This window comes from Actinocorallia aurea (genome assembly GCF_054783995.1).
The window spans coordinates 233,408-258,243 of the sequence record NZ_BAAGPQ010000014.1 but is presented as its reverse complement, the minus strand read 5'-3'; the positions used below and the strand labels follow the sequence as shown (position 1 = coordinate 258,243).

Annotated in this window: 17 protein-coding genes and 1 tRNA gene; 12 read left to right on the top strand and 6 right to left on the bottom strand. The window is 70.2% G+C overall.

From position 1 onward, the window contains the following. Window positions 1-38 precede the first annotated feature (38 nt). The 4 genes from ACYVOM_RS18985 to ACYVOM_RS18970 all read left to right on the top strand — a co-directional run bounded on the left by ACYVOM_RS18985 (window position 39) and on the right by ACYVOM_RS18970 (window position 8,519). The gene (locus ACYVOM_RS18985) at window positions 39-5,963 is read left to right on the top strand and encodes an SseB family protein (RefSeq protein WP_460304744.1); all 5,925 of its coding nucleotides are present in this window, start codon (window positions 39-41) and stop codon (window positions 5,961-5,963) included. After that, window positions 5,960-6,328: a hypothetical protein gene (locus ACYVOM_RS18980; protein WP_460304743.1), complete on the top strand. Its 369-nt coding sequence runs from the start codon at window positions 5,960-5,962 to the stop codon at window positions 6,326-6,328. Before ACYVOM_RS18985 ends, ACYVOM_RS18980 begins: the two co-directional genes overlap by 4 nt. A 115-nt stretch (window positions 6,329-6,443) precedes the next feature. Further along, complete coding sequence (locus ACYVOM_RS18975) at window positions 6,444-7,469, top strand: hypothetical protein (RefSeq protein WP_460304742.1); 1,026 nt, start codon at window positions 6,444-6,446, stop codon at window positions 7,467-7,469. 72 nt (window positions 7,470-7,541) lie between these two features. After that, entirely contained in the window at window positions 7,542-8,519 is a 978-nt protein-coding gene (locus tag ACYVOM_RS18970; protein ID WP_460304741.1) for a phosphatase PAP2 family protein, read from the top strand. 56 nt (window positions 8,520-8,575) lie between these two features. On the opposite strand, the gene ACYVOM_RS18965 is transcribed toward ACYVOM_RS18970, so the two are convergent. The 3 genes from ACYVOM_RS18965 to ACYVOM_RS18955 all read right to left on the bottom strand — a co-directional run bounded on the left by ACYVOM_RS18965 (window position 8,576) and on the right by ACYVOM_RS18955 (window position 10,786). After that, complete coding sequence (locus ACYVOM_RS18965) at window positions 8,576-8,776, bottom strand: hypothetical protein (protein WP_460304740.1); 201 nt, start codon at window positions 8,774-8,776, stop codon at window positions 8,576-8,578. 176 nt (window positions 8,777-8,952) lie between these two features. Beyond that, window positions 8,953-9,780: a TrmH family RNA methyltransferase gene (locus ACYVOM_RS18960; RefSeq protein ID WP_460304739.1), complete on the bottom strand. Its 828-nt coding sequence runs from the start codon at window positions 9,778-9,780 to the stop codon at window positions 8,953-8,955. Between the two features lie 40 nt (window positions 9,781-9,820). Beyond that, complete coding sequence (locus tag ACYVOM_RS18955) at window positions 9,821-10,786, bottom strand: endonuclease/exonuclease/phosphatase family protein (protein WP_460304738.1); 966 nt, start codon at window positions 10,784-10,786, stop codon at window positions 9,821-9,823. A 292-nt stretch (window positions 10,787-11,078) separates the two neighbouring features. Here ACYVOM_RS18955 and ACYVOM_RS18950 point away from each other — a divergent pair, with 292 nt between their 5' ends. After that, window positions 11,079-13,274: a substrate-binding and VWA domain-containing protein gene (locus ACYVOM_RS18950; RefSeq protein WP_460304737.1), complete on the top strand. Its 2,196-nt coding sequence runs from the start codon at window positions 11,079-11,081 to the stop codon at window positions 13,272-13,274. Between the two features lie 171 nt (window positions 13,275-13,445). Further along, on the top strand, window positions 13,446-15,044 hold the full coding sequence (locus ACYVOM_RS18945; RefSeq protein WP_460304736.1) for an RNA polymerase sigma factor: 1,599 nt from the start codon (window positions 13,446-13,448) through the stop codon (window positions 15,042-15,044). A 10-nt stretch (window positions 15,045-15,054) separates the two neighbouring features. On the opposite strand, the gene ACYVOM_RS18940 is transcribed toward ACYVOM_RS18945, so the two are convergent. Next, window positions 15,055-16,080, bottom strand: a complete 1,026-nt coding sequence (locus ACYVOM_RS18940) for a phosphotransferase family protein (RefSeq protein WP_460304735.1) — start codon at window positions 16,078-16,080, stop codon at window positions 15,055-15,057. Between the two features lie 190 nt (window positions 16,081-16,270). Here ACYVOM_RS18940 and ACYVOM_RS18935 point away from each other — a divergent pair, with 190 nt between their 5' ends. From ACYVOM_RS18935 to ACYVOM_RS18910, 6 genes are all read left to right on the top strand, one after another. Continuing rightward, window positions 16,271-16,918, top strand: coding sequence for a hypothetical protein (locus ACYVOM_RS18935; protein WP_460304734.1), 648 nt, complete (start codon window positions 16,271-16,273; stop codon window positions 16,916-16,918). 34 nt (window positions 16,919-16,952) lie between these two features. Continuing rightward, window positions 16,953-17,912 carry a DUF2510 domain-containing protein gene (locus tag ACYVOM_RS18930; protein ID WP_460304733.1) on the top strand — a complete coding sequence of 320 codons (960 nt, stop codon included), beginning with the start codon at window positions 16,953-16,955 and terminating at the stop codon, window positions 17,910-17,912. Between the two features lie 274 nt (window positions 17,913-18,186). After that, on the top strand, window positions 18,187-18,801 hold the full coding sequence (gene orn, locus ACYVOM_RS18925) for an oligoribonuclease (protein ID WP_460304732.1): 615 nt from the start codon (window positions 18,187-18,189) through the stop codon (window positions 18,799-18,801). Between the two features lie 58 nt (window positions 18,802-18,859). Next, window positions 18,860-18,935 (top strand) — tRNA-His (locus ACYVOM_RS18920). A 600-nt stretch (window positions 18,936-19,535) separates the two neighbouring features. Continuing rightward, the gene (locus ACYVOM_RS18915) at window positions 19,536-20,171 is read left to right on the top strand and encodes a hypothetical protein (protein WP_460304731.1); all 636 of its coding nucleotides are present in this window, start codon (window positions 19,536-19,538) and stop codon (window positions 20,169-20,171) included. Between the two features lie 69 nt (window positions 20,172-20,240). Beyond that, on the top strand, window positions 20,241-20,534 hold the full coding sequence (locus ACYVOM_RS18910; protein WP_460304730.1) for a hypothetical protein: 294 nt from the start codon (window positions 20,241-20,243) through the stop codon (window positions 20,532-20,534). Window positions 20,535-20,779: 245 nt separating this feature from the next. Here ACYVOM_RS18910 and ACYVOM_RS18905 read toward each other — a convergent pair whose 3' ends face one another. Both ACYVOM_RS18905 and ACYVOM_RS18900 read right to left on the bottom strand, forming a co-directional pair. Beyond that, window positions 20,780-21,205: a hypothetical protein gene (locus tag ACYVOM_RS18905; protein ID WP_460304729.1), complete on the bottom strand. Its 426-nt coding sequence runs from the start codon at window positions 21,203-21,205 to the stop codon at window positions 20,780-20,782. A gap of 82 nt (window positions 21,206-21,287) precedes the next feature. Next, window positions 21,288-23,987: a chymotrypsin family serine protease gene (locus ACYVOM_RS18900; RefSeq protein WP_460304728.1), complete on the bottom strand. Its 2,700-nt coding sequence runs from the start codon at window positions 23,985-23,987 to the stop codon at window positions 21,288-21,290. Window positions 23,988-24,836 lie beyond the last annotated feature (849 nt).

Sequence of the window (24,836 nt, the reverse complement as noted above, 5' to 3'; positions counted from 1 at the left end):
TCGGCTCCCCCACCCCCCCGCCCCCCGGCACCCCCACCTTGCAAGGCGACTCCTCGAGCGCCCCCGGCGCTCCCGCCCTGCACAGCGACCCTTCGGGGGCCCACGGAACTCCGTCCCACGGGCCCGACGCCGCGCTCCCGAACGTCCCCGGCGCACCGAGCCCGACCACTGGTACGCCCACCGGCCTGCCGGGCGCCCCTTCGGGGCCGCCCCTGCCGCAGACCGCCGAGGACAACGCCTCAAGCACCCCCGGCGGCCCGCAGCCCGTGCGCCTGCCGGGCGGCCCTGACGCACCGCAGGGGCCGACCACCGGTCCCCTCTCTTCCCCGCAGAGCCTGAACGCCGCCGGTCTGCCGGGCCCTGTCCCCGGCACCGATCCGACGCGGCCGAACGCGGCCACGCCGCAGAACTCGGCCACGCCGCAGAACGGGGCCACGCCGCAGAACGCGGCCACGCCGCAGAACGCGGCCACGCCGCAGAACGGGGCCACGCCCCCCGGGGCCCCGGGCGAGACGCCCGGCACCCCCATCGGCCTGCCCGGCACCCCCGCCGAGGCGACCGCCCCCCAGACCACCGGCGAGAACGCGCCGCAGGGCACGGTCCCCTCGGCCGGCGGCCTGCCGGGCGCGCCCCACGCGGTCCCCGAGACCGGCGCGGCCTTCCCTTCCGGCCACGACGCGGGCACGACCGTCGGCCTTCCCGGGAGCGCATCCGGTACCGACGCGACGCGGCCGCATGCGGACGCACCTTCCCCCGCCGCAGGCGACGGCGGCGCGAGCGGCACGGCCCCAGGCGCACCCGCCCGCGCCGCAGACCCGACCATCGGCCTCTCCGAAGCCGCGCCGGGCGCGAACCCCACCCGGCCGAGCACGGCCCCCCACGACGGCGGCCCTTCGAACACGTCCGGCGCACCGCACGCGGCAGCCCACGTGCCGGGCACCGCGGCCGGATCCACGGGCCTGCCCCTCACCGGCGACGCCGCTTCCGGCATCGCCGCACCCGGACCGCACGGCACGCCTGGCGCGCCGGCCCCCGGCGTTCCCTACGGCCAGAGCGGCCCCCCCGGCGTCGGCACGGCAGGCACGTCCGCCGCGGCGCAGCAAGGAATCCCCGGTCCCGAGGCGACTTCCGGGAGCGGCGAACCGTCGGGCGCAGAACCCGGCCTGCGCGGCGCACCGGCCTCCGACGCGCCTCACCCGCCCGGCCACGGCGGGGTCCCCGGCCTCGGCTCGGCGGTCCCTTCCGCCGCTCCGCAGACAGGTGCCCCGGGTCCCGACGGCCCGGCTTCGGCCACGGCCGAACACGGTGCGCCGGGAACGCCGGCCTACGGCGTTCCTCACACGCCCGACCAGGGCACGGCCCCCGGCGTCGGCACGCCAGGCACATCGGCTGCGCAGGCGGGCGTCCCCGGTCTCGACGGCCCTGCGGCTTCCGGCGGCGGCGAACACGGGCCGCACGGTGCGCCGGACTCTGCGGCCTCCGGTGTGCCGCACGCGCCCGGTCAGGAGGGCGCTCAAGGCGCATCGGCCGGAGTTCCGGGCCTCGGTGGCCAGGCGGCTTCGGTCGGCGACGCCCTTCCCGGCTCGTACCGGCCTGACGCCCTCCGCGACGGGTCCGTCGGCGCGCCGAATGGACCGGGCCAGACCGACGGTCTCCCGGCCGCGCCGCCCTCGCATGACGGCGCCGCGGGAACACAGCACGGCTCCGGTGCGTTCGCCGGTGACCCGTCCCGGGGTGCTCCGCCTCTTCCCTTCGCCGACGCGCAGCCGTCCGTGCCGTCGGGCGGTGCCCTTCCCGGCGGGCTGCCCGTGAACATGTCCGTCGGTCTTACGGGCTCCCCGAGCGGGCCCGCGAACCCGGACGTTCCACTCTTCCCGGGCGCATCGCAGGACGCCTCGGGCCAGGGCGGTGCCGTCCCGCAGGAGGAACCGAGCGTCGGCGTTCCGGGCGTCCACGACGCGCACAGCCACCCCATGGCCTCCCAAGCGCCCGGTGAACCCGCGGCCCTCCCTCCGACGGACGGCGGCCCCGGCTCCGACGCGCAGGGCGCTCCGAGCGCGACCGCCCCCGGCCGTCTCCCCGAGGGCCTTCCGGGCTTCCCGCAGACCGGGGCGCCTCTGCCGAGCGACCCGGCGGCCGCCCAGGGCCACCCGGGCAACCCGTACGTTCCCGGCCTGCACGGTCCGACCGCAGCGCAACAGGACTCCTCCGTGTTCCGCGGCACGGGCGAGCACGCCGCGCACCCCGCGATCCCGCCCATGGGCCTCCCGAACTCCCCGCGCCCCACCCCGGGCCCGGACGGCTTCCCGAGCTCCGAGCAGACGAGCAGCGCACCCGCAGCAGGCCCCGCCACAGGCTCGGACGGCAGCCTCCCGAACTCCCCGCAGACGCACGGCGCGCCCGCGTCGGGTCCCGTCGCAAGTGCGGACGGCGGCCTTCCGGGGTTCCCGCCGACCGGTGTTCCGGCGAGCGCCGCCGAGGCGTCCGGCGGTCTTGCTGAGGCTGCCTCGCAGGGCCCCGCGGGCTTCGGCGATGCCGCCTCCGACGGGCAGGGCAGCAGCGGAACGGCTTCGGAAGGACTTCCCGGGAGCGCCGCGGCGGTCCCGGGCGCCGACGGTGCCCCGCAGGGCGACGCCAGGGTGCCCGGCGGCCTCCCGAGCGGATTTCCGAGCGGACTTCCGCCGCATGTCCAGGAGGCCCTGGGCCGACGGCCGGACGCGTCCGCCTTGCCGGGATCACCGGCTGCGGGCGGCTCCTCGGACGGCGACGTCGCGGCCCCCCAGGGCGGTCTGCCCGGAGACGTCCGCCATGCGGTCCCCGGCACGGCGCCGCACGGGGGACCCGCTCCTTCCGACGTCCCCGGCGATCCCAGGCTCGCCCTTCCCGGCTACTCCCCGCCCGCGCCCTACGACGACCCCACCCGTCCGGAGTCTCCCGCGGGCGCCGGAGTCTCCTCCGCGGCGAGCGCGCCGACCTCCTTCGGCCGCCCCGACCAGCAGCCCCGCGACGCCGCGGGCACACAGGCTCCCGCGCAGGACGCGCACCTCCCGTCCTCCTCGGGCGACGACGTACGTCAGGCCTTCCCCGCCGCAGACGCCCTCCAGGCGGACCAGCACGCGGCCAGGCACGGCCTCCGCCTCCCGTCCGACGAGACCGACCGACCCGGCATCCCGACCGCGCCGGGCCGACACGAGTCCGTCCCGGGTTCCGGCCACCACGAGAACGACCCGCAGCGACCCGGCTCCGACACCCACGGCTCCCACAGCGCAGCCCCCCGCCACGCCCAGAGCACCCAGCCCGCCCCGGACGGCGACCACCCGCAGCAGCCCGGCCCCGACCCGCGCCACGCACAGGGCCCCCTGCCCGGCGCGCAGCAAGCCGGAGCCGACTCGTCCGGCGCCCGGCCCGACGACGTCGGCGGCCAGGCTCCGGGCGCCCTGCCCGACGCCCTGAGCGCTTACCGCGGCGACTCCCGACGCGCCCCCGACGCGCACGGGACCCGGCAGACCGCGGCCGACCCGTCCGGCGCCCAGCCGACAGGCGACCTGGCCGGCGACCCGCGCCACGCACCTGGGGTCCAGCCCGGCACCCACGAGGCCGAGCGAACCGGAGCCGACACGTCCGGGACCCGGGCGGTCGGCGACCTCTCCGGCGACCCCCGCCAGGCGCCGGGCGCTCAGCCCGGCGCGGCCGACACGTCCGGGACCCGACCTGCCGACGGCGACCCTCGGCCCGCTCCGGGCGCCCAGCACGACGCCCCGGGGCAGGCCCGGTCGGACGCGGCGCAGGGTGACGACGCGCGCGAGGGGGCCGGGCAGAGGGACGAGTCCGCGGACGAGTGGTCGCCGCTGGAAGGGCGGGGGCAGGGTGCGCCGCGTTACGCGCAGCCCGTCTCCGACGGCACCGGCCGGGGCGCGGACGTGCCCGTCGCCGGTGTCGAACGCCCCGAGGACGTCGTCGTGACGGGCATGCCGAGCCTGGACGAGCTGCGCGCCGCCCAGGAGGCGCTCGCCGCCGACCTTTCGGGCGATCCGAACAACACGCTCCTCGACGGACTGCCTCCGCGGGCGGCCCGGGTCGAGGAGACCCTCGTCGACATGGCGCCGATCGACCCGTCGGCGCCGCCGCCCCGCGCCAGGTTCCAGCCCGCCAACCCGGTGGAGACCGAGCTGGTGCGCGCGGCCGACGAGGAGTCCCTCGTGCTGGCGCTGGCCAACGCCGAGCTGCTGCTCCCGGTCCCGCCCGGCACCGATCCCGCGGCGCGGCCGAGCCGTCCGGGCTTCCCGTGGACGCCGGGCGACATGGCGGGCACACCCGCGGTCCCCGCGTTCACCTCTCCGGAGCGGCTTCGTGACGTGATCGGCCGGGCCGAGTTCGTGCGGGTGCCGTTCGCCCTCGTGGCGCGGCACTGGCCGGACCCGATGTGGACGCTCGCCATCAATCCGGACACTCCGGTCGCGGCGACGATGGCGGGCGCGCAGCTGCCGCTCGTGTCGGCCGTGGTCGACGAGGCCAACGGACGCCGGGCGGAGGGGTTCGCGCCGCAGAACGAGCTCGAGGAGCGCATGCGGGACGCCGCCGCGCACGGCGACACCGAGGCACTGCTCGCCCTGCTCACCTCCGCACAGGTGATGATTCCGGCAGATCCGGACACCCCGTGGGGCGCCCGCCCCAGCGATCCGGACTTTCCCTGGCATCCCATACCGGTCAAGGGCGAACTGGCCGTGCTGGCGTTCACGTCGCCGCGGTGGATGCACGAGTCCGTCGGCCAGTCCCGATTCGTGATGCCCGATTTCCGGGATCTCGCGGCGAACTGGCCGGAGCAGAACTGGTCGCTCGTCCTCGATCCGGGCACGCCGATCTCGCTGACCGTCCCCGGTGACGCGCTGCGCGCCTCGGCGGCCCCGGTCGAGGCGCCGCGCCCGGTGCCCGCGTCGTTCGAGCCGGGCAACCGCGTCGACCAGGACCTGGACGAGGCAGTCCTCGCCGGGGACACCGACGACTTCCTGCGGGTGGCGCTCACCGCCGAGGTGCTCGTGCCGGTGCCGGCGTCGGCGGGCGACGTCCTGCCCGAGCATCCGGACTTCGACTGGTCGGCGGCGCTGTCGTCGTCGCCGCCCGCCCCGGACGCGTCCGTGCGGGTCTTCACGTCGCTGCTGCGGATGCAGGAGACGGTGGGCGACGTCCGGTGCGTCTCGGTCGCGTTCACCGACCTCATCGCGCACTGGCGGCGGCCGGACTGGACGCTGCACCTCAACCCGGGCAGCCGGATCGGCGCGTCGCTCACCGGCCCGCAGGTCCGCGAGCTGCACGACTGGGCGGTGTCGGTCGGGCTGCGGCCGGACGGCCCCGGCGCGGTCGCCGAGGTCCCGGCGCCGTCCGCCGAGCCCACTGCCGAGCCCACTGCCGAGCCCAACGCCGAGCCCACCGCCGCGCCGCGCAGGCTGGAGCGGCCGACCGGCCCGCAGATGACGGTCATGCAGAAGGTCCTCCCGCACGCGCAGGTCGGCTGGTATCTGGAGCAGGGCTACGACAGGGTCGGCGGGTTCGTGCATCCGCTGGCCGACTGCGCGGAGCTCCTCACGCCCGGCCAGCTGTACGACGCCTTGGGCCTGCTGTACGCGAACTCGCCTTTCCAGCCGTTCGACGAGGCCGTCCACGTCCTGCGCTGGCCCGCGTACTGCGAGGACCTCTACCGAGTGCCCCTCGGCGGGCGCACGGAAGACGACCTCCCGTCTTGGGGGGACGCGGGCTGGGTCGTCGAGCAGGCCCCGTTCACCGGCGACGGCTTCGCGGCCGGCTCCGCCGGGACCATACGCGAGTACAAGACCGACAGTGCAAGGCTCCCGTCCGGTACCGAGCTGTACCTGTTGGGCGCGGACAAGTCGGCGAAGCTGATCGCCGTATATGACGCGGACGTGCTCGCGTGGACGCGGCCGCAGAACGAGGAGTCCGGGCAGTGATCAGGGACGGCTACGTGGCGGTGTGGAACGGCTCGGAGTACGAGGCGAGCCCCGCCTTGCGGGGCGAGGTGCGGCTGTACACGACGCAGCCCGCGGAAGGCTTCGTGGAGACCCGTCCGGGGCGGCACCGCAGGAGCGTCCCCGTGGGCGAGCTGGAGCAGCTCCGCTATGTGCGCACCGCGTGCCGCTGGCGGGGCGAGCGGTTCATCGTCGTCGGCGAGCACGAGACCTGGCTGCGCGTCGAGTACACGGGCGGCCGTTCCACGGTCGCCGAGCGCCTCGGCCTCGACCGGATCGATCACGGCGTGTGGCAGACGTGGGCGCCGCGCATGGAAGTAGAGGAACTCCACGAAGAGTTCATCTAGTGATCATTAACTCAAGAAGGTATGACTCGGGCATCCGATAGATTCAGAGGGCCCGCTCATGTTGTGATGTGACGGCATTGGGCGGAGAACTCTGGACATGGGAGGTCCCGGGGCAGTGCACCCGAAAGCGCGCATCGGTACGGCCCTCGCGGCCGCCGCGATCGTCCTCACCGCGACTCCGGTACTCGCCGACGAGGCGGCCGACCCGTCGCCCTCGCCGGCGCCCGCCGAGAGCGCGAGCGCCGCTCCGGCGGAGACGCCCGCGCCGACCGCCACCTCGACGGCCACCCCGTCGTCGACCAAGGCGCCCTCGGACGAGCCGACGGAGACCGCGACGCCCGAGCCGACGGAGACAGCCGAAGAGGACGCCCCCGCGCCCGTCCTGTACATCGCGCTGACGCTCCCCCAGGCGACCCTGGAGCCGGGTGAGGACATCACCGCGACCGTCCACGTCTACGCCACCCAGGCCACCGCTCCTGCCGCCAAGCTCGCGCTCAGCGTCACCGGGGGCATCGACGTGTCCCCGACCTGCACGCTCGCGGCCGGCGTGTGCAGCCTCGGCGAGGTCGACGCCGCCGGAGAGTTCGTCCCGGTGAAGCTGTCCGTGCCCGAGGACGCCGCCGTGGGCCAGATCCGCCTCACGACGAAGGCCAGCGCCACCGGCGCCGCCGACAGGACCGTCGTCCACCTCCTGCGGGTCGCCGAGGCCGTCACGGCCACCCCGTCCCCGACCACCACGGCAACGCCGACGACCACCGCCACACCGACCACCACGCCCACCACCACGGCGACACCCGCCCAGACGACGCCCCCCGTGGCCCCGCCCCCCGCCACGACCACGATCCCTCCCACCACGCAGGGCACCGTCACCGTCCCGGACGCCACCGCCGCGGGCGCCGTCCCGGACGCGCTGCCGGAGGTCGCGACGCAGACGCAGGCGCAGCCGAACTCGATGACGGTCTCGGCCATCCGGCCCGACCCGGCGACGGACCCGGTGCTCACCTCCCTGGTGCGTGCCCAGGCGGTGTGGCTCAGCGTCCTGTTCATCCTCGTGGGCCTGCTGTTCACCCGCGCCCGCCGCACCCCGGCGACCGCGCGCGGCGCCCACCGGCGACCGGGCAGGGGCCGCTTCGCGCGCTGACCGGCGCGGGGAAAGTCCCCGATCTTCTCTCCGCGAACGCGAACATAACGCCTACGGCCATAGCATTTCCCAATGCGGACACGTAGCCGGATTGCCGGAGTGAGCGGGCCGGTGGTCCGGTACGTCCTGATCCTCATAGTTCTGTCGCTTGCGGTGTCGCACTACACGGTCTGGCCGCCGGACACCATGCTCATGCTGACGCTGCTGGTGTGCGCCGGACTCGGCCAGTTCCGCGCGTTCAGCCGGCACATCGTGCCGTTCGTCGTGCTGTTCGCGCTGTACTCGGTCGCCAGCAGCCTCGCCGACGACATCAACCCGCATGTGCACTACCTGCCCATGGCCCACTTCGACCACTGGCTCGGAGGCGGGCACCTGCCCACCAAGCACCTCCAGGACCTTCTCTGGAACGGCCATGTGAGCTGGTACGACTACTACTTCTACGTCCTGTACACGGCGCACTTCGTCGCACCGGTCGCCTTGGCGCTCTTCCTTTGGAAGCGTCGGGGGCACCTGTACTGGAGCTACCTGACGAGCCTCGCCCTACTGTCGCTCGCCGCGTTCCTCACCTACGTGCTGTTCCCCGCGGCGCCGCCCTGGATGTCGTCCTCGTACGGCTACATAGAGCCCATCCAGCGCATCTCCCACGACATCTGGACGGCCGTCGGCATCGACAGCCCCGACACGCTCTACAGCAAGCTGTCACCCAATCTGGTCGCCGCGGTGCCGTCCCTGCACTCGGCGTTCCCGCTGCTCATCTTCCTGTTCCTCGTCCGCAGCTTCGGCCTGCGCCGCGTCTGGTGGGCCGCCTTCTACCCCGTCTCCATGTGGGTCGGCGTGGTGTACCTGGGCGAGCACTACGTCTTCGACGTCCTGTGCGCGATCGTCTACGCGATCGTCGCCGCCACCGCGGGCACGGCCATCGCCGCCCGTCTGCGGGCCCGGCTCCCCGCGCCGGACGCCCCGAAGTCCTCCGAGGACGCTCTCGCGCCTCCGGCCGAGGACGTCCCGGCCCTCATGCACATGCCGCCGCCCGGCAAGGCACAGGACTGAGCACGGAAGGGCCCCGCCGCGACGGCCGCGGCGGGGCCCACCTTGCACTGCTCCTGCTACATCATGTCGCTGTCGCGGTCGTGGTCGCGCTCGTGTTCACGGCGCTCCTCGTTCTCGCGGTGCGGGTCCGAGCTCTCGTGGGACCGCTGGTCGCGCCCCCGCTGCTGCTGCTGGTCCCGACCCTTCTGCTGCGGCTGCTGCCCGCGCTGCTGCTGCGAGCTCCCGGGCGCCTGCGGACGCTGGTTCTGCCCCCGCATCTTGTTGCCCTCGCCCCCACGCCGCTCAGAAGGGTCCCTGTCCATCGGAGTGTTTTTCGCCATGCCCCACTGATACCCACCCAGAGCACCCGATATGTCACCCTCAGTAACTTTTCTGACCCATCACCCCACCACCCGCCCCCGGCACCCGCCCCGCCCTCAGACAACAGACCCCTCTAGCGGGTCACCAGGCTGTGGCACGCGATCGCCGTAGCGGCCACGACGTTCAACGAGTCGACGCCCAGAGCCATCGCCGACGCGCTCATCGGGATCGTCACGGCCTCGTCCGCTTCCTTGATCCAGTGGGAGGACAAGCCGTCACCTTCGGAACCGAGCATCAGGGCCACCTTCTCCCCCATCTCCGCCTTGTCGAACGGCACGGCGTCCTGATCCGGCGTCAGCGCCAGGAGGCGGAAGCCCGCCTCACGGATCACGCTGAGGTCGTTGTGCCAGTCGGTCATGCGCACGTACGGCACCGCGAACACAGCGCCCATCGACACCTTCACCGACCTTCTATATAGGGGATCGGCACAACGGGGGCTCAGGACGATGAGGTCGACGCCCAGGGCTGCGGCGCACCTGAAAATTGCTCCGACGTTCGTGTGGTTCGTCAGGTCTTCCAGGATCAGGATGCGGGTGGGGTGGGGGGTGGGGGGGTTCAGGGCGGTGGGGAGGGTGGGGAGGGGGAGGCGGGACATGGAGGCCAGGGCGCCTCGGTGGACGGCGAAGCCGGTGAGGGCTTCGGCCACGGGGTCCGTGACCAGGTAGACGGGGCAGTCGAGGGTGGGGAGGAGGTCGGCGAGGGAGGGGAGCCACTTCTCGGTCATCATGAGGGAGCGGGCGGGGTGGCCCGTCTCGATGGCGCGGCGGATGACCTTGGCGCCTTCGGCGATGAAGAGGCCCTGTTCGCTTTCGAGGCTCTTGCGCAGCTGTCCGTCGGTGAGGCTGACGTAGTCGGAGAGCCGGGGGTCGGCCGCGTCGGGGATGTGCACCAGTTCCGCCATAGAGGGCATTCTCCCAGGCCGTGCGGGGTGCGCGGGCCCGTCAGGGGAGCTGGAGCGCGGCCAGGACGGCCCTGTGGTCGGAGCCGTCGAGGGTGTGGACGGAGTAGTCGCGGACGGCGGTGGAGGCGGGGAAGAGCACGTGGTCGAGGGTGAGGGGCGGGCCCATCATGGTGACGCCCCACGTGGGCGTGAAGCCCTCACCGCTGGAGGATCCGGCGTCGGTGTAGCCGCGGTCGAGGAGGCCGCGGAAGGCGGCGTGGTCGAGGGTGCTGTTGAAGTCGCCCGCGAGGATCTGGACGGGGCCGCTGGCGCCGACCGTAGGCAGGCTGTCGTAGGTGCGCCGCCAGTCTGCGACGCCTTCGGTGTTGATGGGCGGCATCGGATGCACCGCGGTGACCTCGACGGCGCGTCCGTCGACGGTGAGGGAGGCGCGCGGCTGGTGGAGGATCGTGCCCTGGATGGGCGGGAGGGCGGTCAGCGGGTGGCGGGAGTACAGGCCGGAGCCTTCGGCGCCCCATTGCGGGGCGAGGACCTGGTAGGGGAGGTACTTGCCCAGGCCGTTCTCCTGGAAGGCGGCCTGCGCGTCGGGCGTGAACTCCTGCACGCTCAGCACATCGACGTTGTGCTCGGCCACAAGCCTGACGAGTTGCGCGGCGTCCGCGCGGCCGAACATGAGGTTGGCGGTGAGGACGCGCAGCCGCGGCCCGGTGGCTTCGGGCTGGGTCGCGGCGACGGTCCTGGGCAGCAGGGCGACGGCGAAGACGACGGCCACGCCCGCGGCGACGGCGGCGGCCCACCTGTTGCGCACGGCGGCGGCGATCCCGATGGTCGCGACGGAGGTGACCGCCGCGTAGGGCGTCAAGGCGATGAAGGGAAGACCGAAACCACCGACGCCCGGCAGCCGGTCGGCTCCGGCGGTTCTGGCGATGGCCCAGGCCGCTCCGAAGGCGACCGCCGCCCAGACGATTCGGTATCCGGTCCTGCGCCTCGGCAACGTTTCGGTCACGGATTCAGTGTCCACGACAACCTCAACGAACGGGGGCCGAACGAAGTCGTCACCCCGGAGGAAGAGATCACTGACTCGGCGCAGCGTAGGGAAACGGTTGCGTTACGTGGATTCGGGGTCCCGAAACTACTGACGGGTAATCCAAATAAATCCGGACATGGAACCTTCTACAGATAGATCGCCTGTTTGCAGCTCTTTGTGCCGGATGAGTGATAACGCTACAGTGCCTCCGACTGACGCCTGGCGCGTAGCTGACCAGGCAGGGCCCCGATGACAGAACCCGGAGAGCACCATGACTCGTCCCCCCGGAGACCTCCCGGGCGAGGGTGGATACGGCTCCTCCTCGGAGTACCCGTCCGCTGAGAGCACCGACTGGTTCAGCCCTCGGACGGGCGGCTCGTCTTCCGCGCATGGGCTCTCCGCGAGCCCCGGGCCCGCACAGCCCGCCGACTCGGCGTGGTCGCAGGACAGGTACGGCGCCTCCGCGTCCGGCTCCGCTTACGGCGTGGGCGGCTTCTCTGGCGCGTCCGACCCCAGCGGCCAGGCCTACGGCCAGGGTTCGGCGTCGGACAACTCCTACTACGGCGCGCCCGTGCAGGGGAGTTCCTTCGACCGCCCGTTCCCGACCGGCCCCGGCGAGGCTCCCTCCAGCTCGTCGTCGTCCCACTCCAACGGAGGTGGTGGAGGCGACTACGGGTACGGGGGCTCCGGCGAGTTCGGAAGCGGGAACGGCAAGCGCAAACGCAAGAAGAGCGCGCTCATCGGCCCGCTCGCCGGAGCGGTCGGCCTCGCGATGCTCCTCGGTGTCGCCGTCTGGGCGTTCGACCAGAAGTCGGGCGGCTGCTCGGGCACGAAGACGACGCTGACGGTCGCCGTGGCCAAGGAGATCGCTCCGGGCGTGGAGAAGTCGGCGCAGGCCTTCAACGACGCCGGCAAGGAGTTCGGCGGCGTCTGCTACACCGCCGACATCGTCGCCACCGACCCGAACGCCGTGCGCACCTCCCTCACCGGAGAGGGGGTCTCGTCCGGCACGGTCGAGCGCCCTGACGTCTGGATCCCCGACACGTCCCTGTGGACCGGCCTCGTGCAGGCCGCCGACAGCAAGCTGGTCACCCCGACCACCGTCTCCATCGCCACGTCCCCGATCGTGGTGGCCGTCCCCCAGACGCTCGCGAAGCAGCTGAGCAAGGAGGGCATCATGGAGAACCCGTCGTGGGACAACCTGCTGTCCGCGGCGGGCGGCGTGAAGGGCGGCGGTGTCACCAAGAACCAGCTGATCCCGCCGGAGCTGCTGGACATGCGGGTCCCCGACCCGGTGAGCACGGGCACGGGCATGTCGGCCATCTCGATGCTGCGCACGCTGCTGGAGAGCGACAAGGCCGCCGACACCATCTTCACCGGTATCGCGCAGACCATCCGCAACCACACCGTGGCGAGCAACGAGGCACTGTTCAAGAACTTCAAGCGTGACGCCCGCGGCCGCTTCCCGCTGCTGATCGCGCCCGAGTACTCGGTGTACGCGCACAACACTTCGAAGCCGAAGGAAGGCGCCGTCACGATCTACCCCTACGAGGGCATGGTCAGCCTGGACTACCCGGTCGCCATCACCGCGACGGACTCCAAGAAGGCGGAGGCGGGCCAGGAGCTGGCCAAGGCCCTGGCGACGCCCGAGGCGCTGAAGAACTACGAGGCGCTGGGCTTCCGCACCCCGGACCGCAAGGCTCCCGCGGCGTTCAACGAGAAGATCGGGCTGTCGTCGGGCCGGATCCAGAAGCTTCCGCTGGCCACCTCCGAGCAGATCTACAAGATCACGCAGGACTGGTCGAAGCTCTCCCTCGCGATCCGGATGCTGTCGATCCTCGACGTCTCCGGCACAATGAACCAGCCGGTCCCCGGCGCGGGCGGCGCCACCCGGATGCAGACCGTCCTCAAGATCGCCTCTGAGGGCCTCACCCAGTTCCCGCAGGACAGCCAGATCGGCACGTGGATCTTCTCGGACCTGATCGAAGGCAAGCAGGACTGGAAGGAGGTCGTGCCGGTCGCGCCGCTGAACAAGCGGTTCGGTTCGGTGACCCAGCTCGACCGGATCAAGCAGGGCCTGCTGTCGGTCAAGGCGATGCCGGCCAACAACACGGGTCTGTACGACACGATCCTGGGCGCCTACCGGTACATGAAGAAGACCCACCAGCCGGGCCGGATCAACTCGATCGTCCTGTTCACCGACGGTCTGGGCAATGACGACCCGAATGGCGGCATCACCCTTCCGGAGCTCACGAAGGCGCTGAAGAACGAGGCCGACGACCGCAAGCCGATCCAGCTCATCATCATCAGCATCGGCTCGCCGAAGAAGCAGCTGGCGATCATGCAGCAGATCACGAAGATCACGGGCGGTGACGCCTACATCCCGAAGAACGCCAAGGAGATCCAGCAGATCTTCCTGCAGGCGCTGTCGAAGCGGATGTGCGCGGGCGAGCAGACCACCTGCTAGAGGTACCGCTTCATTGCGATAAGGGGGCTCGACCGTGCCAGGTCGGGCCCCTTTTTCGGCAAGATCAGCGAATCACCGTCAGATAAATGGACGTACCCGTGTCAACCGTGACACAGTGCGAGCCGTCCTTTCTGTCGGATCCCTACCCGACTCCTCGCTGGAGGTCCTGAGTTGACCGCATGGCAGGGTCAGCACGAGTACGTGCCCGGCACCCCGCACGAGGACCAGCCGCTCGTCCGGGCGCTGCGCAACCGCTCCACCGACGCGCTCACGCTCGTCTACAGCCGCTACGGGCCTCAGCTCTTCGATTATTGTCACGCGATCCTGCGCGACGAGCCTTTCGCGGCCCGCGTCGTCCACGACACGCTGCTGGCAGCCGAGGCGCACATCGCGCAGCTGCCCGCCGGCGACCGGCTGCACGGCTGGCTGTTCGCGCTCGCGCGCCGGGAGTGCCAGCGCATCCTGCGCGGCCCGGACCGCCCCTCCCGCCGCAGGCAGGCGGCCGAGACGCCCGACACGTTCGCCGGATACGAGGAGCGCCAGCGCCACCAGGACGCCCGCGCCCTCGCCCACAAGGCCCTCAGCGCGCTCTCCGGACGCCAGCGCGAGGCCGTCGACCTCACCGTCCGGCACGGGCTCACCGACACCGAACTCGGCGGCGTCCTCGCCATCCCGCCCGCGGAGGCCGCGGCCCTGGCCGAAGGCTCGCGCGACGACCTCGCCGACGCCGTCGCCGCGCTCGTCGGCCACGACCGGGTCAAGCTCGACATCCTGCTCGGGGTCCTGCCCACCGTGATGGCGCCGCCGAACCTCGAGTCGCGGATCCTGGCGAGCGCGCTCGACCCGGAGATGAGCGACGAGCGCGCCGCCATCGCCCGGCGCGCGATGCCGTTCGACTCGCGCGGCTGGCCCGTCGAGTCCACCGCGCGGCAGGGGCACCGCGCCCCCGCCGATCCCGGGCGCACCACGGTGGACCGCCCCGGGCGCGGACCCGTCCCGACCGACCGCACGATGGTGGACCGCCCCCTGCGCGTCTCCGGCGCGCCGGACCGCACCATGGTGGACCGTCCGCTTCGCGCGGCCGGCGGCTCGGGCGGGAAAGGCGGCGCGGACAAGAAGGATGGCGTCCCGGCCTTCCTGTGGCCGACCGTGGGCGCCGCGTCCGTCGCCGCGCTGATCTTCGGGCTGTTCACCGTCGACTTCGGCACGGGCGACCTCGCCCCCAAGGTCGGCGAGTCGATCAGCGCGGAGAACCCGTCGCAGGCTCCGGAGATCACCGACGAGGAGCCTACAGAGCGTCCTACGAAGTCCAAGAAGCCTGCGGCGACCCCGACGGAAGAGGCCGAGGACGCCGAGCCCGCCCCCAGCGAGACCACCACGACGACCCCCACGTCCAAGCCGTCCTCGGCCGCGCCCAAGCCGACGGCGACCGAGACCGAGGAGGAGGCGGGCAAGCTCGTCGTCGGGGCGGGATGCCAGATCCCCGCGGACGCCGCGCAGTGCTCGGTCCGGATCTCGGCCAAGGGCGGCCCCGTCACGTGGTCCGCGCAGGGCTACGGGCTCGTCGGCGGAGGCGGCTCTGGGGTCCTGAAGGCGGGCGCCACCCGGCTCGTCACCTTCACCGTGACGCGGGAGGCGGAGTGCGTCGAGGGCGAGACCGTCATCGACTTCGCGCCCGCCGGCACCACCACGATCTCCTGGCTGTGCCCCGAGCCCGTGCCGGAGGAGGACGACGAGGGCGGCGGAATCGCCGGCCTCGCCGCCCGCTGACGCGGCGCCGTCAGCCCAGCACCTCGTGGGCGCGGTCGAGCAGGACGGGCACGCCCGCGCCGATCTGGTCGAAGCCCTCGCCGACGGTCTGGCCCTTGACGAACCTGGCGTGGATGCCTTCGAGGATGACGGCGAGCTTGAAGCAGCCGAAAGCGACGTAGTAGTCCATGTCGCTCACGTCGAAGCCCGTCAGCGCGGCGTACTTCTCGGTGAACTGCGCCCGGGTGGGGAAGCCTGGCTCGGCGGTGATGGTGGAGCCGACCGGGAGCTGCGCCTCGTCGGCCTCGGCCCAGTAGACGAGGGTGAGGCCGACGTCGGCCAGCGGGTCGCCGAGGGTCGACATCTCCCAGTCGACGACCGCGGCGATCGCGGGCTCGGGCTCCAGCCGCACCAGCGCGTTGTCGAGGCGGAAGTCGCCGTGCACGAGGCCGCTGCGCGGGTTGTCCGGCAGCCCTGCGCCCAGCCGCTCGACGAGGGTGTCGTAAGCGGGCAGTTCCCGTGTCTTCGAGCGCTCCCACTGCTGGCCCCAGCGCTTGAGCTGACGCGCCATGTAGCCCTCGGGGCGGCCGAAGTCAGCCAGGCCCGCCTTGTCGACGTCGAGGGTGTGGATGGCCGCGAGCGCCTCGGCGAGCCGGTCGGACACCGCCGCGCGCTGCTCGGGGGTGACGTCGCGGGCGTCCTCCGGGACGCGCAGGATCCGCCCGTCCACCCATTCCATGACGTAGAAGTCCGCGCCCAGCACCTCCTTGTCGGTGCACAGGGCGAGCGGGGTGGGCACGGGCACGCCGCCCGCCGCGGCGAGCGCGGACAGCACCTTGTGCTCGCGGGCCATGTCGTGCGCGGTCGGGAGCACGTGGCCGAGGGGCTGGCGGCGCAGCGCGACGGACCGGTCGCCGAAGTCAAGCCGGTAGGTGAGGTTGGACCTTCCGCCGGCGATCAGCTCGGCCCCGGTGAGCTCGCCCGATTCGGGGAGCGCGTCGGCGAGCCAGCGCGTGAGGCGGGGGAAGTCCAGTCCGGGTACGGGTTCGAGGCTCATGGGGCCCTATTAGAACGCGGCTCGGTCCGGTGCGGCGCACCGACCCCGCGACAGTGACCACTTTCTCCCTGTGTGGAGCACTTTCTTCTCGGGTAGTGCCTGACTGGACTATTGCCATAAGTCATGGGCATCTGGATTGCTTCAACTTCATATGCGGTGCCACGGGCAGGCACCGCCGATAGGGGGACACGTGGTCGAAGCCTGGATCACCGGCGCCGGACGACTGCACCTGGGCACCGACGGCGGACCGATGAACGGCGGTGCGCCCCGCGCCGTCTGGAGCACCAGCGAGCACGACCCGGCCGTCGTCTCGGCGAGATCCGTCGCGCAGGGCCTGGCCGGGGCGGGCACCCCGGCGCACGTCGTGTGGAACCCGCTGCGCGGTGACCTCGTCCAGCTCGTCCCGGCCACCCGCGCCGCCCTGCTCCTGGGGCCCGAGCTCGGCAGGCAGGGCCGGGTCTGCCTCCAGATCTGCGTCGTCGCCAAGGCCCGTGCGCCCTTCACCCAGACGACGATGGCCGAGGTCGACCTGCTGCTGACTTGGCTCGACTCCTGGGGCGTGCCCAGGCGCTGGCCCGCGGGCCCGCCGCTCGGCGTCCCCGCCTCGTACGAGACCTCGAGCGGCAGCCGCCGCCTCTGGGCCGGCGGCGGCCACTTCGGCCACTCCCAGGTGCCCGGCGCCGACCAGCCGTGGCCCGGCGGCATCGACGTCCGCAAGCTCACCGGGCCCGACACCTTCCCCGCCGAACTCCCCCGGCCCCGGCTGAGCACCGAGCAGCTCGGACTGCTCACCACCCGGCACGGCCAACGGCACCTTGAGGCTGCTGGTGGGGTTTGACACGATTGTGATCGATATGGCATAGGGTCGCGGCATGAACGGCCAGACTCCGCCAGGCTGGTACCCCGACCCATACGGGAACCCCGGCCTGCAACGCTGGTTCGACGGCACCCAGTGGACCCAGGCCACCCAGCCGACCGGACCCTCCGCTCCCCCGTCCTGGCAGCCTCAGGCCGGAGGCACCCCGCAGCCCTGGCAGCCCCCCGCCGAAGGAACCCCACCGCCTTGGCAGCCGCCCGCCGGCGGCCCCGGCACGCCCGGCCCCTGGAGCCCCGGACAGCCCGTGCCCGGACCGCCCCGGCAGAACAACCGCAACCTCCTGATGGTCCTCGGCGGCGCGGGCGTGCTCATCGTCATCATCGTGCTGGTCGCCGTCCTCGTCTCCGTCGTTTCCGACGGCGGCGACCCCGATCCCATCGCCCGGCCGACGCCCTCGGCTCCCGCGCAGAGCCCGGTGATCTCCCCCGTCAACGGCACGATCACCGACAGCAAGTCCGGCCTGTCGTGGCCGCAGCTCGGCGGAGAGTGGACGGACCCCTCCGACCCCACCGGCGACGACGAGGTCGGCCTGCACCTCGGCCAGACCGCGGTCGCCCAGACCGCCTACAACGGCGTCGGCGACTACGTCGCCTCCGTCTACGGCGGCGTCCTGCCCGAGTCCGTGCCCTTCGAGGGCGGCGCCGGAGCCGACCTGGAGGACGTCGCCAAGGCCTGGTTCGAGAAGATCGAACCCGAGTACTACCCCGAGCACGAACTCACCTACGGGGACTCGCGGGCGAGCAGCGTCAGCGGCAAGAAGGCCTGGTACTTCGAGGTCCTGCTCAAGTTCCCCCAGGCGAAGACCGAAGGCTGGGAGTTCAACCAGGAGCGCGTTGTCATCGTCGTGGTCGACCGCCCCGGATCCCGCCCCGGCGGCGTCTACGTCTCGATCCCCGACAACTTCGCCAGCCAGGGCGACGCCGAGACGGTCATCAACGGCCTCAAGAGCTCCTGACGGGAGCGCCTTCAAGGCTCCCTGCCGAGAAGGCGCGCGCAGGACCCGGCTCGCTTCCGTGGGAGCCGGGGTCCTGCCGTTCGCCCGGACATCCGGGCTGGGCGTAGGGTTGGAAGGCCGCCTGCGAACCGTCTCGGGCGGTGGTCGTCAGGCATGCCCTGACGGTCGTCGAGAGCTGCGGCGTCGATCGCCGCCGGCGCCGTCCGGCGGACGCTTCGGGGAATGCGGACGCTTCAGGTAATACTGTGGGACGTTTCCGCAGGTGAGAGGGCATATGGGCACGGATAAACTGGTCTGGATCGACTGCGAGATGACCGGCCTCGAACTCACCCGCGACGCGCTCATCGAGATAGCCGTCCTGGTGACCGACTCCGAACTGAACATCCTCGACGAGGGCGTCGACCTGGTGATCAAGCCCCCGGAGGAGTCGCTCACCCAGATGAACAAGGTCGTGCGCGACATGCACACCACCTCGGGCCTGCTCAAGGAACTGCCCGGCGGGATCACCCTCGCCGAGGCCGAGACCCGCGTCCTCGACTACGTGAAGCAGCACGTCCCGGACCCCAAGAAAGCGCCCCTGTGCGGCAACTCGATCGCCACGGACCGCTCCTTCCTCGCCCGCGACATGCCCGCGCTCGACGCGCATCTGCACTACCGGATGGTCGACGTCAGCTCCATCAAGGAGCTGTCCCGCCGCTGGTACCCGCGCGTGTACTTCGCCAGCCCGGAGAAGAAGGGCGGCCACCGCGCGCTCGCCGACATCGCCGAGTCGATCCGCGAACTCCGCTACTACCGCGCCGCCGTCTTCGTCGACCAGCCGGGCCCCGACACCGAGACCTCCCGCGCCCTCTCCGCGAAGATCGTCGCCGAGACCCCGGATATCGGGTGACGACCACCTTCGGAAACCCGCTATACTTTTCCTCGCCGCTTCAAACCGAAGCGACATGGTGGGTGTAGCTCAGTTGGCAGAGCACCAGGTTGTGATCCTGGGTGTCGCCGGTTCAAGCCCGGTCACTCACCCCAAGCTCAGAGGCCCCTTCGCTCCGGCGAAGGGGCCTCTGGCGTTAAGCGATGTCCGATTCTGGGGGCGAGCTGGGGGTGATCTTGTTTAGTCGCCTCGTCTACGCGCAGCTTTCCGACCGAAGCATGATCTCCGAATCGTGGAGATTGCAACGGAATCAGCAGAGTGCCCGACCGGCTCGGCGTCGGCGCTCACAGGCCGGGGCAGTTCGGTCCACACCGACCCTGGCTTGCGTACAGTAGGGGGGCATGTCGAACGCCTGGGCGAGTTGAGGCACCAGGCAGAAGCGGGCGGTGCGGTACTGGATAGCAGCCTTGCCCTTCCCGGTCCCTTCACGGGGACCCCCTCGATCTTGTTGGGAAGCCGTCTAAGAACCGAACCCAGGGGGTGCTCGTCCGTGTCGAATTCGTCCGGGCCGCCCTTTGATGACAGGCCTCGGCGCTTGCCGGGGGTCCCAGGGACGGGGCGGCGGGTTAGGCCGGCTTGTGGATGCCGGATGTAGTTGTTTTGTGTGGGAACCGGCGGGGGCGGGGCGGGGTCTGTACAGCAGAAGGCTGAGGGACGGGGCCTGACGCTAAAGCAGGTGGGCGAAAGGGTGCAGGGTGTCGGTGCTAGTCGATCCAATCACTGGCTGGCTGGGCGGGCTGCTCGGCAATGGCCTGGTGGGTCTGTTGCGTGGTTCGCCGGATGAGCGGGCGGCCCGGCAGGCGATGGCTGATGCGGTCGAGGATGTGCTGACCGCGATCGTCGATCCGGATGAGCGGGGTCGGGTGCGGGCGGGGTTGCGGGATTGCTTCACTCGCCCGCCGCTCCCGCGGCCCGACGGCGGGTTGCGGGAGGCGGTGATCGCCCAGGTCGGCCTCCTGCGCGAATCGTCTGATGGGCGCGGTTTGTTCTACGACACCGTCACTGTCGATCCCGTGTGGCTGGAGGAGCAGGTCGCCGAGGCGTTCCTGGCCGCGGTGGACCGGATAGTGGCGGCCTCCAGCCTCGCCGAGGCCGTGCACCAGCAACGCCATGAGGCGCTGCTGCGGAGTCTGGAGGACTTCCGTGCCCTTCTCCGCCGCCGCCCCGGCGCCGGTGGCGGGGGCGGTAGGGACGACTCGGGCGACCAGCCGGAGGTCGCCGGAGATGTCGTCGAAGTAGGGGTGGAGGGTCTCTTCCTCAGCGGTGCTGGGGTGTCGTCACGCTTGGTCATGTTGCAGTCCGAACAGGCGGGGATCAGGTTGCTGGGGTGACGGCTAGGGCCGGGTATCTGGCCTCGGGCAGGTAGTGGTCGAGGGTGACGACTGAGCGGTGGCCGCACAATGGGCACCGGTCGTAGGGAGCACCGCGCACACGCCGGAGTCGAAGACCGCGTCCGCACGAACAAGGCCATGGGCCTGTCGAACCTTCCCTCGAAATCCTGGCAGGCCAACCAAGAGCGGGTCCTGGCGGCGAACCTCGACGCCTGGGCCCGGCTCCTGTGCCTGCACGACATCGACGACCCCAAAGACGCCGAACCTGACACCCTCCGCTACCGGCTGCTGCACCTTCCCGCCATGCCCGCATCCGCACCCTGGCCCTCAGCCGCGACTGGCCCTGGGCACAAGCGTTCTTGACCTGCTGGAACAGGCTCACCACCCTGCCACCAGCCCCCACCTGACAGCCCGCCCCCCGACGACCCAGAAAGAACCCCCTCTGAGCTTCCCCCCGGAACCGGACGCAGCCGCAGCGGCACGCGAAGGGCCCACCCCCTCACCCAAGGGACGAACGGGCATCAACCACCACACCGATCAACCACGGAACACCCTGAGGAATCGAGGCACAGAGTGCTCAAATAGAAAAGGGCGCATAGATTTATCTTTCAAGAAATGAGCGAGCCCGCCCCTGCGGCCTTGAGGAAGAATTGATAGGACCCCTCACAGCCCTTTTGGTTTTCTGCTACAGCTTTCGGAATGGTTGACACCCCTCCAGAGAAGGTAGTATTTCCATTCGAGCTTATCTTCAAGGAGACATCGACCGGACCAGGCCCTGTTAGTCCGTCGGTATAAACTATTAGCCCTTTGCTCTGTCCGTTCAATGGCCAGAGGTTCGTCATTTGGCAGTTGGAATCAACACAGAGCACGGCTGTCGCCTGCGTAGCATTTGCCGAGTCCGGCCAAATATCACCGGGAACCTCCACGGTTCCTCCAGGGGCGCCGAGGCACGCGTTGACTTCGTTGCCGGAGCATCCTGCCAAAGTGATCCACAATGCAAGGATCGTGCTCGCCCGATGGGTGATCGTCTTCATTTGCCTTCCTCTTGTTGGACAGTTGCTTGATATAGTGCGGGCCCGGGCCAGCCCCGGGCCCGCACATGCTGGCGATAGGTCGTCAGTTGCTGGACAGTACCGGACGCCCGCCATTACTCAGGACGGCGGCGTAGTAGACCGGGGTAAAGATCAGTTTGCAGCCGGTCTTCTGGTTGAGAGCATTTTTGATCGTGCCGCCTCCGGAAATAATTCCATGGACCCTGACCTTGCCCTTATTGGCGCCAGTCTGGTAGATCGTGTAAACCGTTCCCCCCGAGTCGCCTTTCTGCATGCATTGCATTCCGGAGTTGTAGATCTTTGCCACAACCGCTCTTCGGATCGTTGCACCGCTTTCATATTTGATGTCCTTTCGGACATCGGTAACCTTCCACCCGCATCTTGATCCGGTGACCTGGCCGCTGGTGCATCGCGAGTGATGGACGAGTTCGCCGTTGACACCTGTCCATACAGTCGGTTCCGAGAGGTCGTAGCCCTTGACCGGCACCTGGGTAGCAGAATGGATACTTCCGGTCATGACGCTCGCGTTCATTGCGGAGGCAGAGCCCAGCCTGACGAATGCCAGGTCACCGAGATTGTCCGTCGACCCGTTGCTCTGATGCCAATTGTCAGGAGCATTTCCGGTACCCCATGTACCACCCTTAGCGGTCGACCAGGTATCGTTCCAGTTGTAAGCGCAATGACCGGCGGTGAGCGCATAGTAGGTACTGCCGGTCTTCCACTTCATTCCAGCAGAGCACCAAAAGCTTTGGTTCTGGTTACTCGGCTGAAAGCTCACAATTCCGGTACCACCAGAAAGACGCCGCCCACTTACTCCGGTGAGACAGTGCCGGTCGTATGGTGCGGAACAGCTACCATGCTGCACATCATCAACCGGCGCTGCGGCATCGCTGTACTCAGAATTCGGCGTGAGGTTCACGGCGACCTTGCTCGGCCCGTACAGGGTGGTTAGCGCATTCTGCATGGTGGCTGGGGCTGCGGAGGACTCGATGACGACCCGGTTGTTCTCCTGCTGAACGTAGAGTGCCTCGATCGCGCTCGCCCCCGGCAGGTCGGCCTCGGTGAAGGAGAGGATCTCGTCTTTGATGACGTCCAGGGACTGCGCAGAGTTCGGTGCAAGGACGGCTCGCGGTGAGACCGTCGTTGTCGCGGGGGTCGTCGGCACGACATCAGGAGCGTCAGTAAGGTCAACGTCAGAGGGGGTATCGCTGGGCGCGACGCTGTCGTCGCCCACAGATGGGTCATCCGACGGTGCGGCTTGGACGGTGACGGGCTGCGCAGCTGTGGCCAAGGCAGAACTTGAGGTCGCGGAGGTGATCACGGTTTTGGTTTGAGGATCATATGAAACCGTGCCGAGATCCGGATTCGAGCCTGCGTTGGTGATGGCCGCAGAGATCGCGTTCGAATCAACGTATTCGCCTGACCCCACAGGCTCAATGTCCCCCTCTACTATCTCGACTGTTTGGTGGATGTAGAAGCCTCGGACACTGACTTGGACGTGGACGGGTCCGGTGCCGTGGTTGGTGATGGCGACGCGGCCAAGCCCGGAGACCATTTGGATGTCGAAGTTGATGGCGTCTTCGCCGGTTTGGTAGACAAGGCTGGAGATAGGGATCTCGGCTTTGTCTTCGGGGCGGAGGGTGATCCAGCCGGGTGCGGTGGTTCCGCTGATGCGGACTTGCATGGCGGCGGCGGAGACGGTGTTGGCGGGGACGCCGGAGGGTCCGGTGGTGTCGAAGACGAGGTGGCTCTCGGCGCCGAGTTTGGCGGTAGAGCCGCCGGGGCGTCCGAGGCCGGTGGCTGTGTCGACGACGGTGGTGGTGTCGACTGGCTTGTAGCGCGAGCCGGTCTGGGTTTCGTCCCAGTAGGTGAAGTAGCCACGCACCGAGATGGAGACGTTGACGGTGCCGGGGCTGCTGTTGGTGACACGCAGCTGTCCGGTGCAGGAGACCTGGACGATGGAGAAGGTGCTGTTGTTCCAGTCGTTCTGCGTGAACCGCAGCGTGCCGACACCGATCGGGGAGTCCGTCGGCTCGACCTTCAGCTCACCGTTCGTCGTCTGCTCCAGCGCCACGATGTTCAACGCCACCGCGGCGGACTGGTCACACTGGCCGGGGATGCCGACCTTGCCGGCGACCTGGATGTTGACGCTGCTCCAGGGTGCCATCGGCGTGGTCTGCAGCGGTGCGCCAGTGGCGTACTGGGCACGGGTGTCCCACAGGACCGCAGTGGTGAGGGGCTTGTAGACGGTGGTGGCGGCACCGCCGGACTTGTAGTAGCCGTCGACCGCGACCAGAGCGTCCACCGGCGCGGTGCTGTTGTTGGCCACGGTGATCTGCCCGGTGGCGGTGATCTGGGTGATGTCAGCACCGGTGCTGTTCTCACCGGTCGTGAACGCCACGGTCGAGATCGTCGTGGGCTTGTCCGACGGGTAGATCGACAGGTGACCGTTCGCGCCGGGGTTGACCGCGTGGACGTTGACCGAGATGGCCGCCACACCCGACGCGGGCAGGCCGCCACGGCCGAGGGCCTGGAAGGTCATGGTCCCGCCGGCCGGGATCTTCTGGATGGCGTTGTTGGGGGTGCCGATGCCGGTGACGGTCTCCAGCAGCGGGGATGCCCACAACGGCAGGTATTCCCCAGCAGTCGCCGGCTCATCGGCTTTCGCCTCGCGGACGAGGGGAGGGAACGCTGAGGCCAAGCCCAGCACAAGGATGAGCGCTGTGACCAGCGCCGTCGTCCGCCTGGTCAGGCGAGACGACACGGGGGTGAATGCACTAAAGCTCTCCCGGGTTCACGATCGCCTGGACGGCCCAAACGATCTTCGAGAAACCCCGCAAAATTACCTTAGAGTCACCAAATTCGGAAGACTGACTACTTAATGCAACACTATGAATTTTGCCTTAGAAAAAGGGGATTCCATGCAACCCTTTCGCCTTATACCGTGCGACCCGGGTTTCCGGCCTGGTCCACTGCGCGAGGATCGTCACACTCCGCTTCGATCTTGGATACGCAAAGAAAGCAAGATTGGTTCACTCGAACCTGGCGGCAAGGGTCAGTGTGGCGTTAGCAGCGCGGATCCTTGAGCTGGTCAGGGGTCTCGATGGCCCTCTTGCAGGCAAGGCCGGTAGTGAGGCGCTCGATGAAGGTCTCCTGGTCGGTGACAGCCTGGTGGCAGATGGCAGGGATGACCTCGATGAGGGCGGACACTCATCCACGACCTCGTCGGGGGTCGTCCTTCGGCGGCAGGCGGCGCTGGCCAAGACAAGATGGGGGCGGAGTGGGGGTGATCATGCTCGGCTTGATGCGGTCAGACGAGGTCACACGATGCGGGGCACGGCGCTCTAGCTGGGCTTGAGCACGTCAGCAGGGCTTCCAGCCTCAAATGATCTCGGTTGTGATCCTGGGTGTCGCCGGTTCAAGCCCGGTCACTCACCCCAAGCCCAGAGGCCCCTTCGCTCCGGCGAGGGGGCCTCTGGCGTTCTCCAGTGTCCGATTCTGGGGGCCGCCTGGGCGTGATCTTGCTCTGGAGCGCCTTCGGCAGCCGCTCCAGAGCGGGCACGAGCGAGGTCGGGTGGAGCTTCGCGTTCCCGGGACCTCGTGGCCCGTCCGC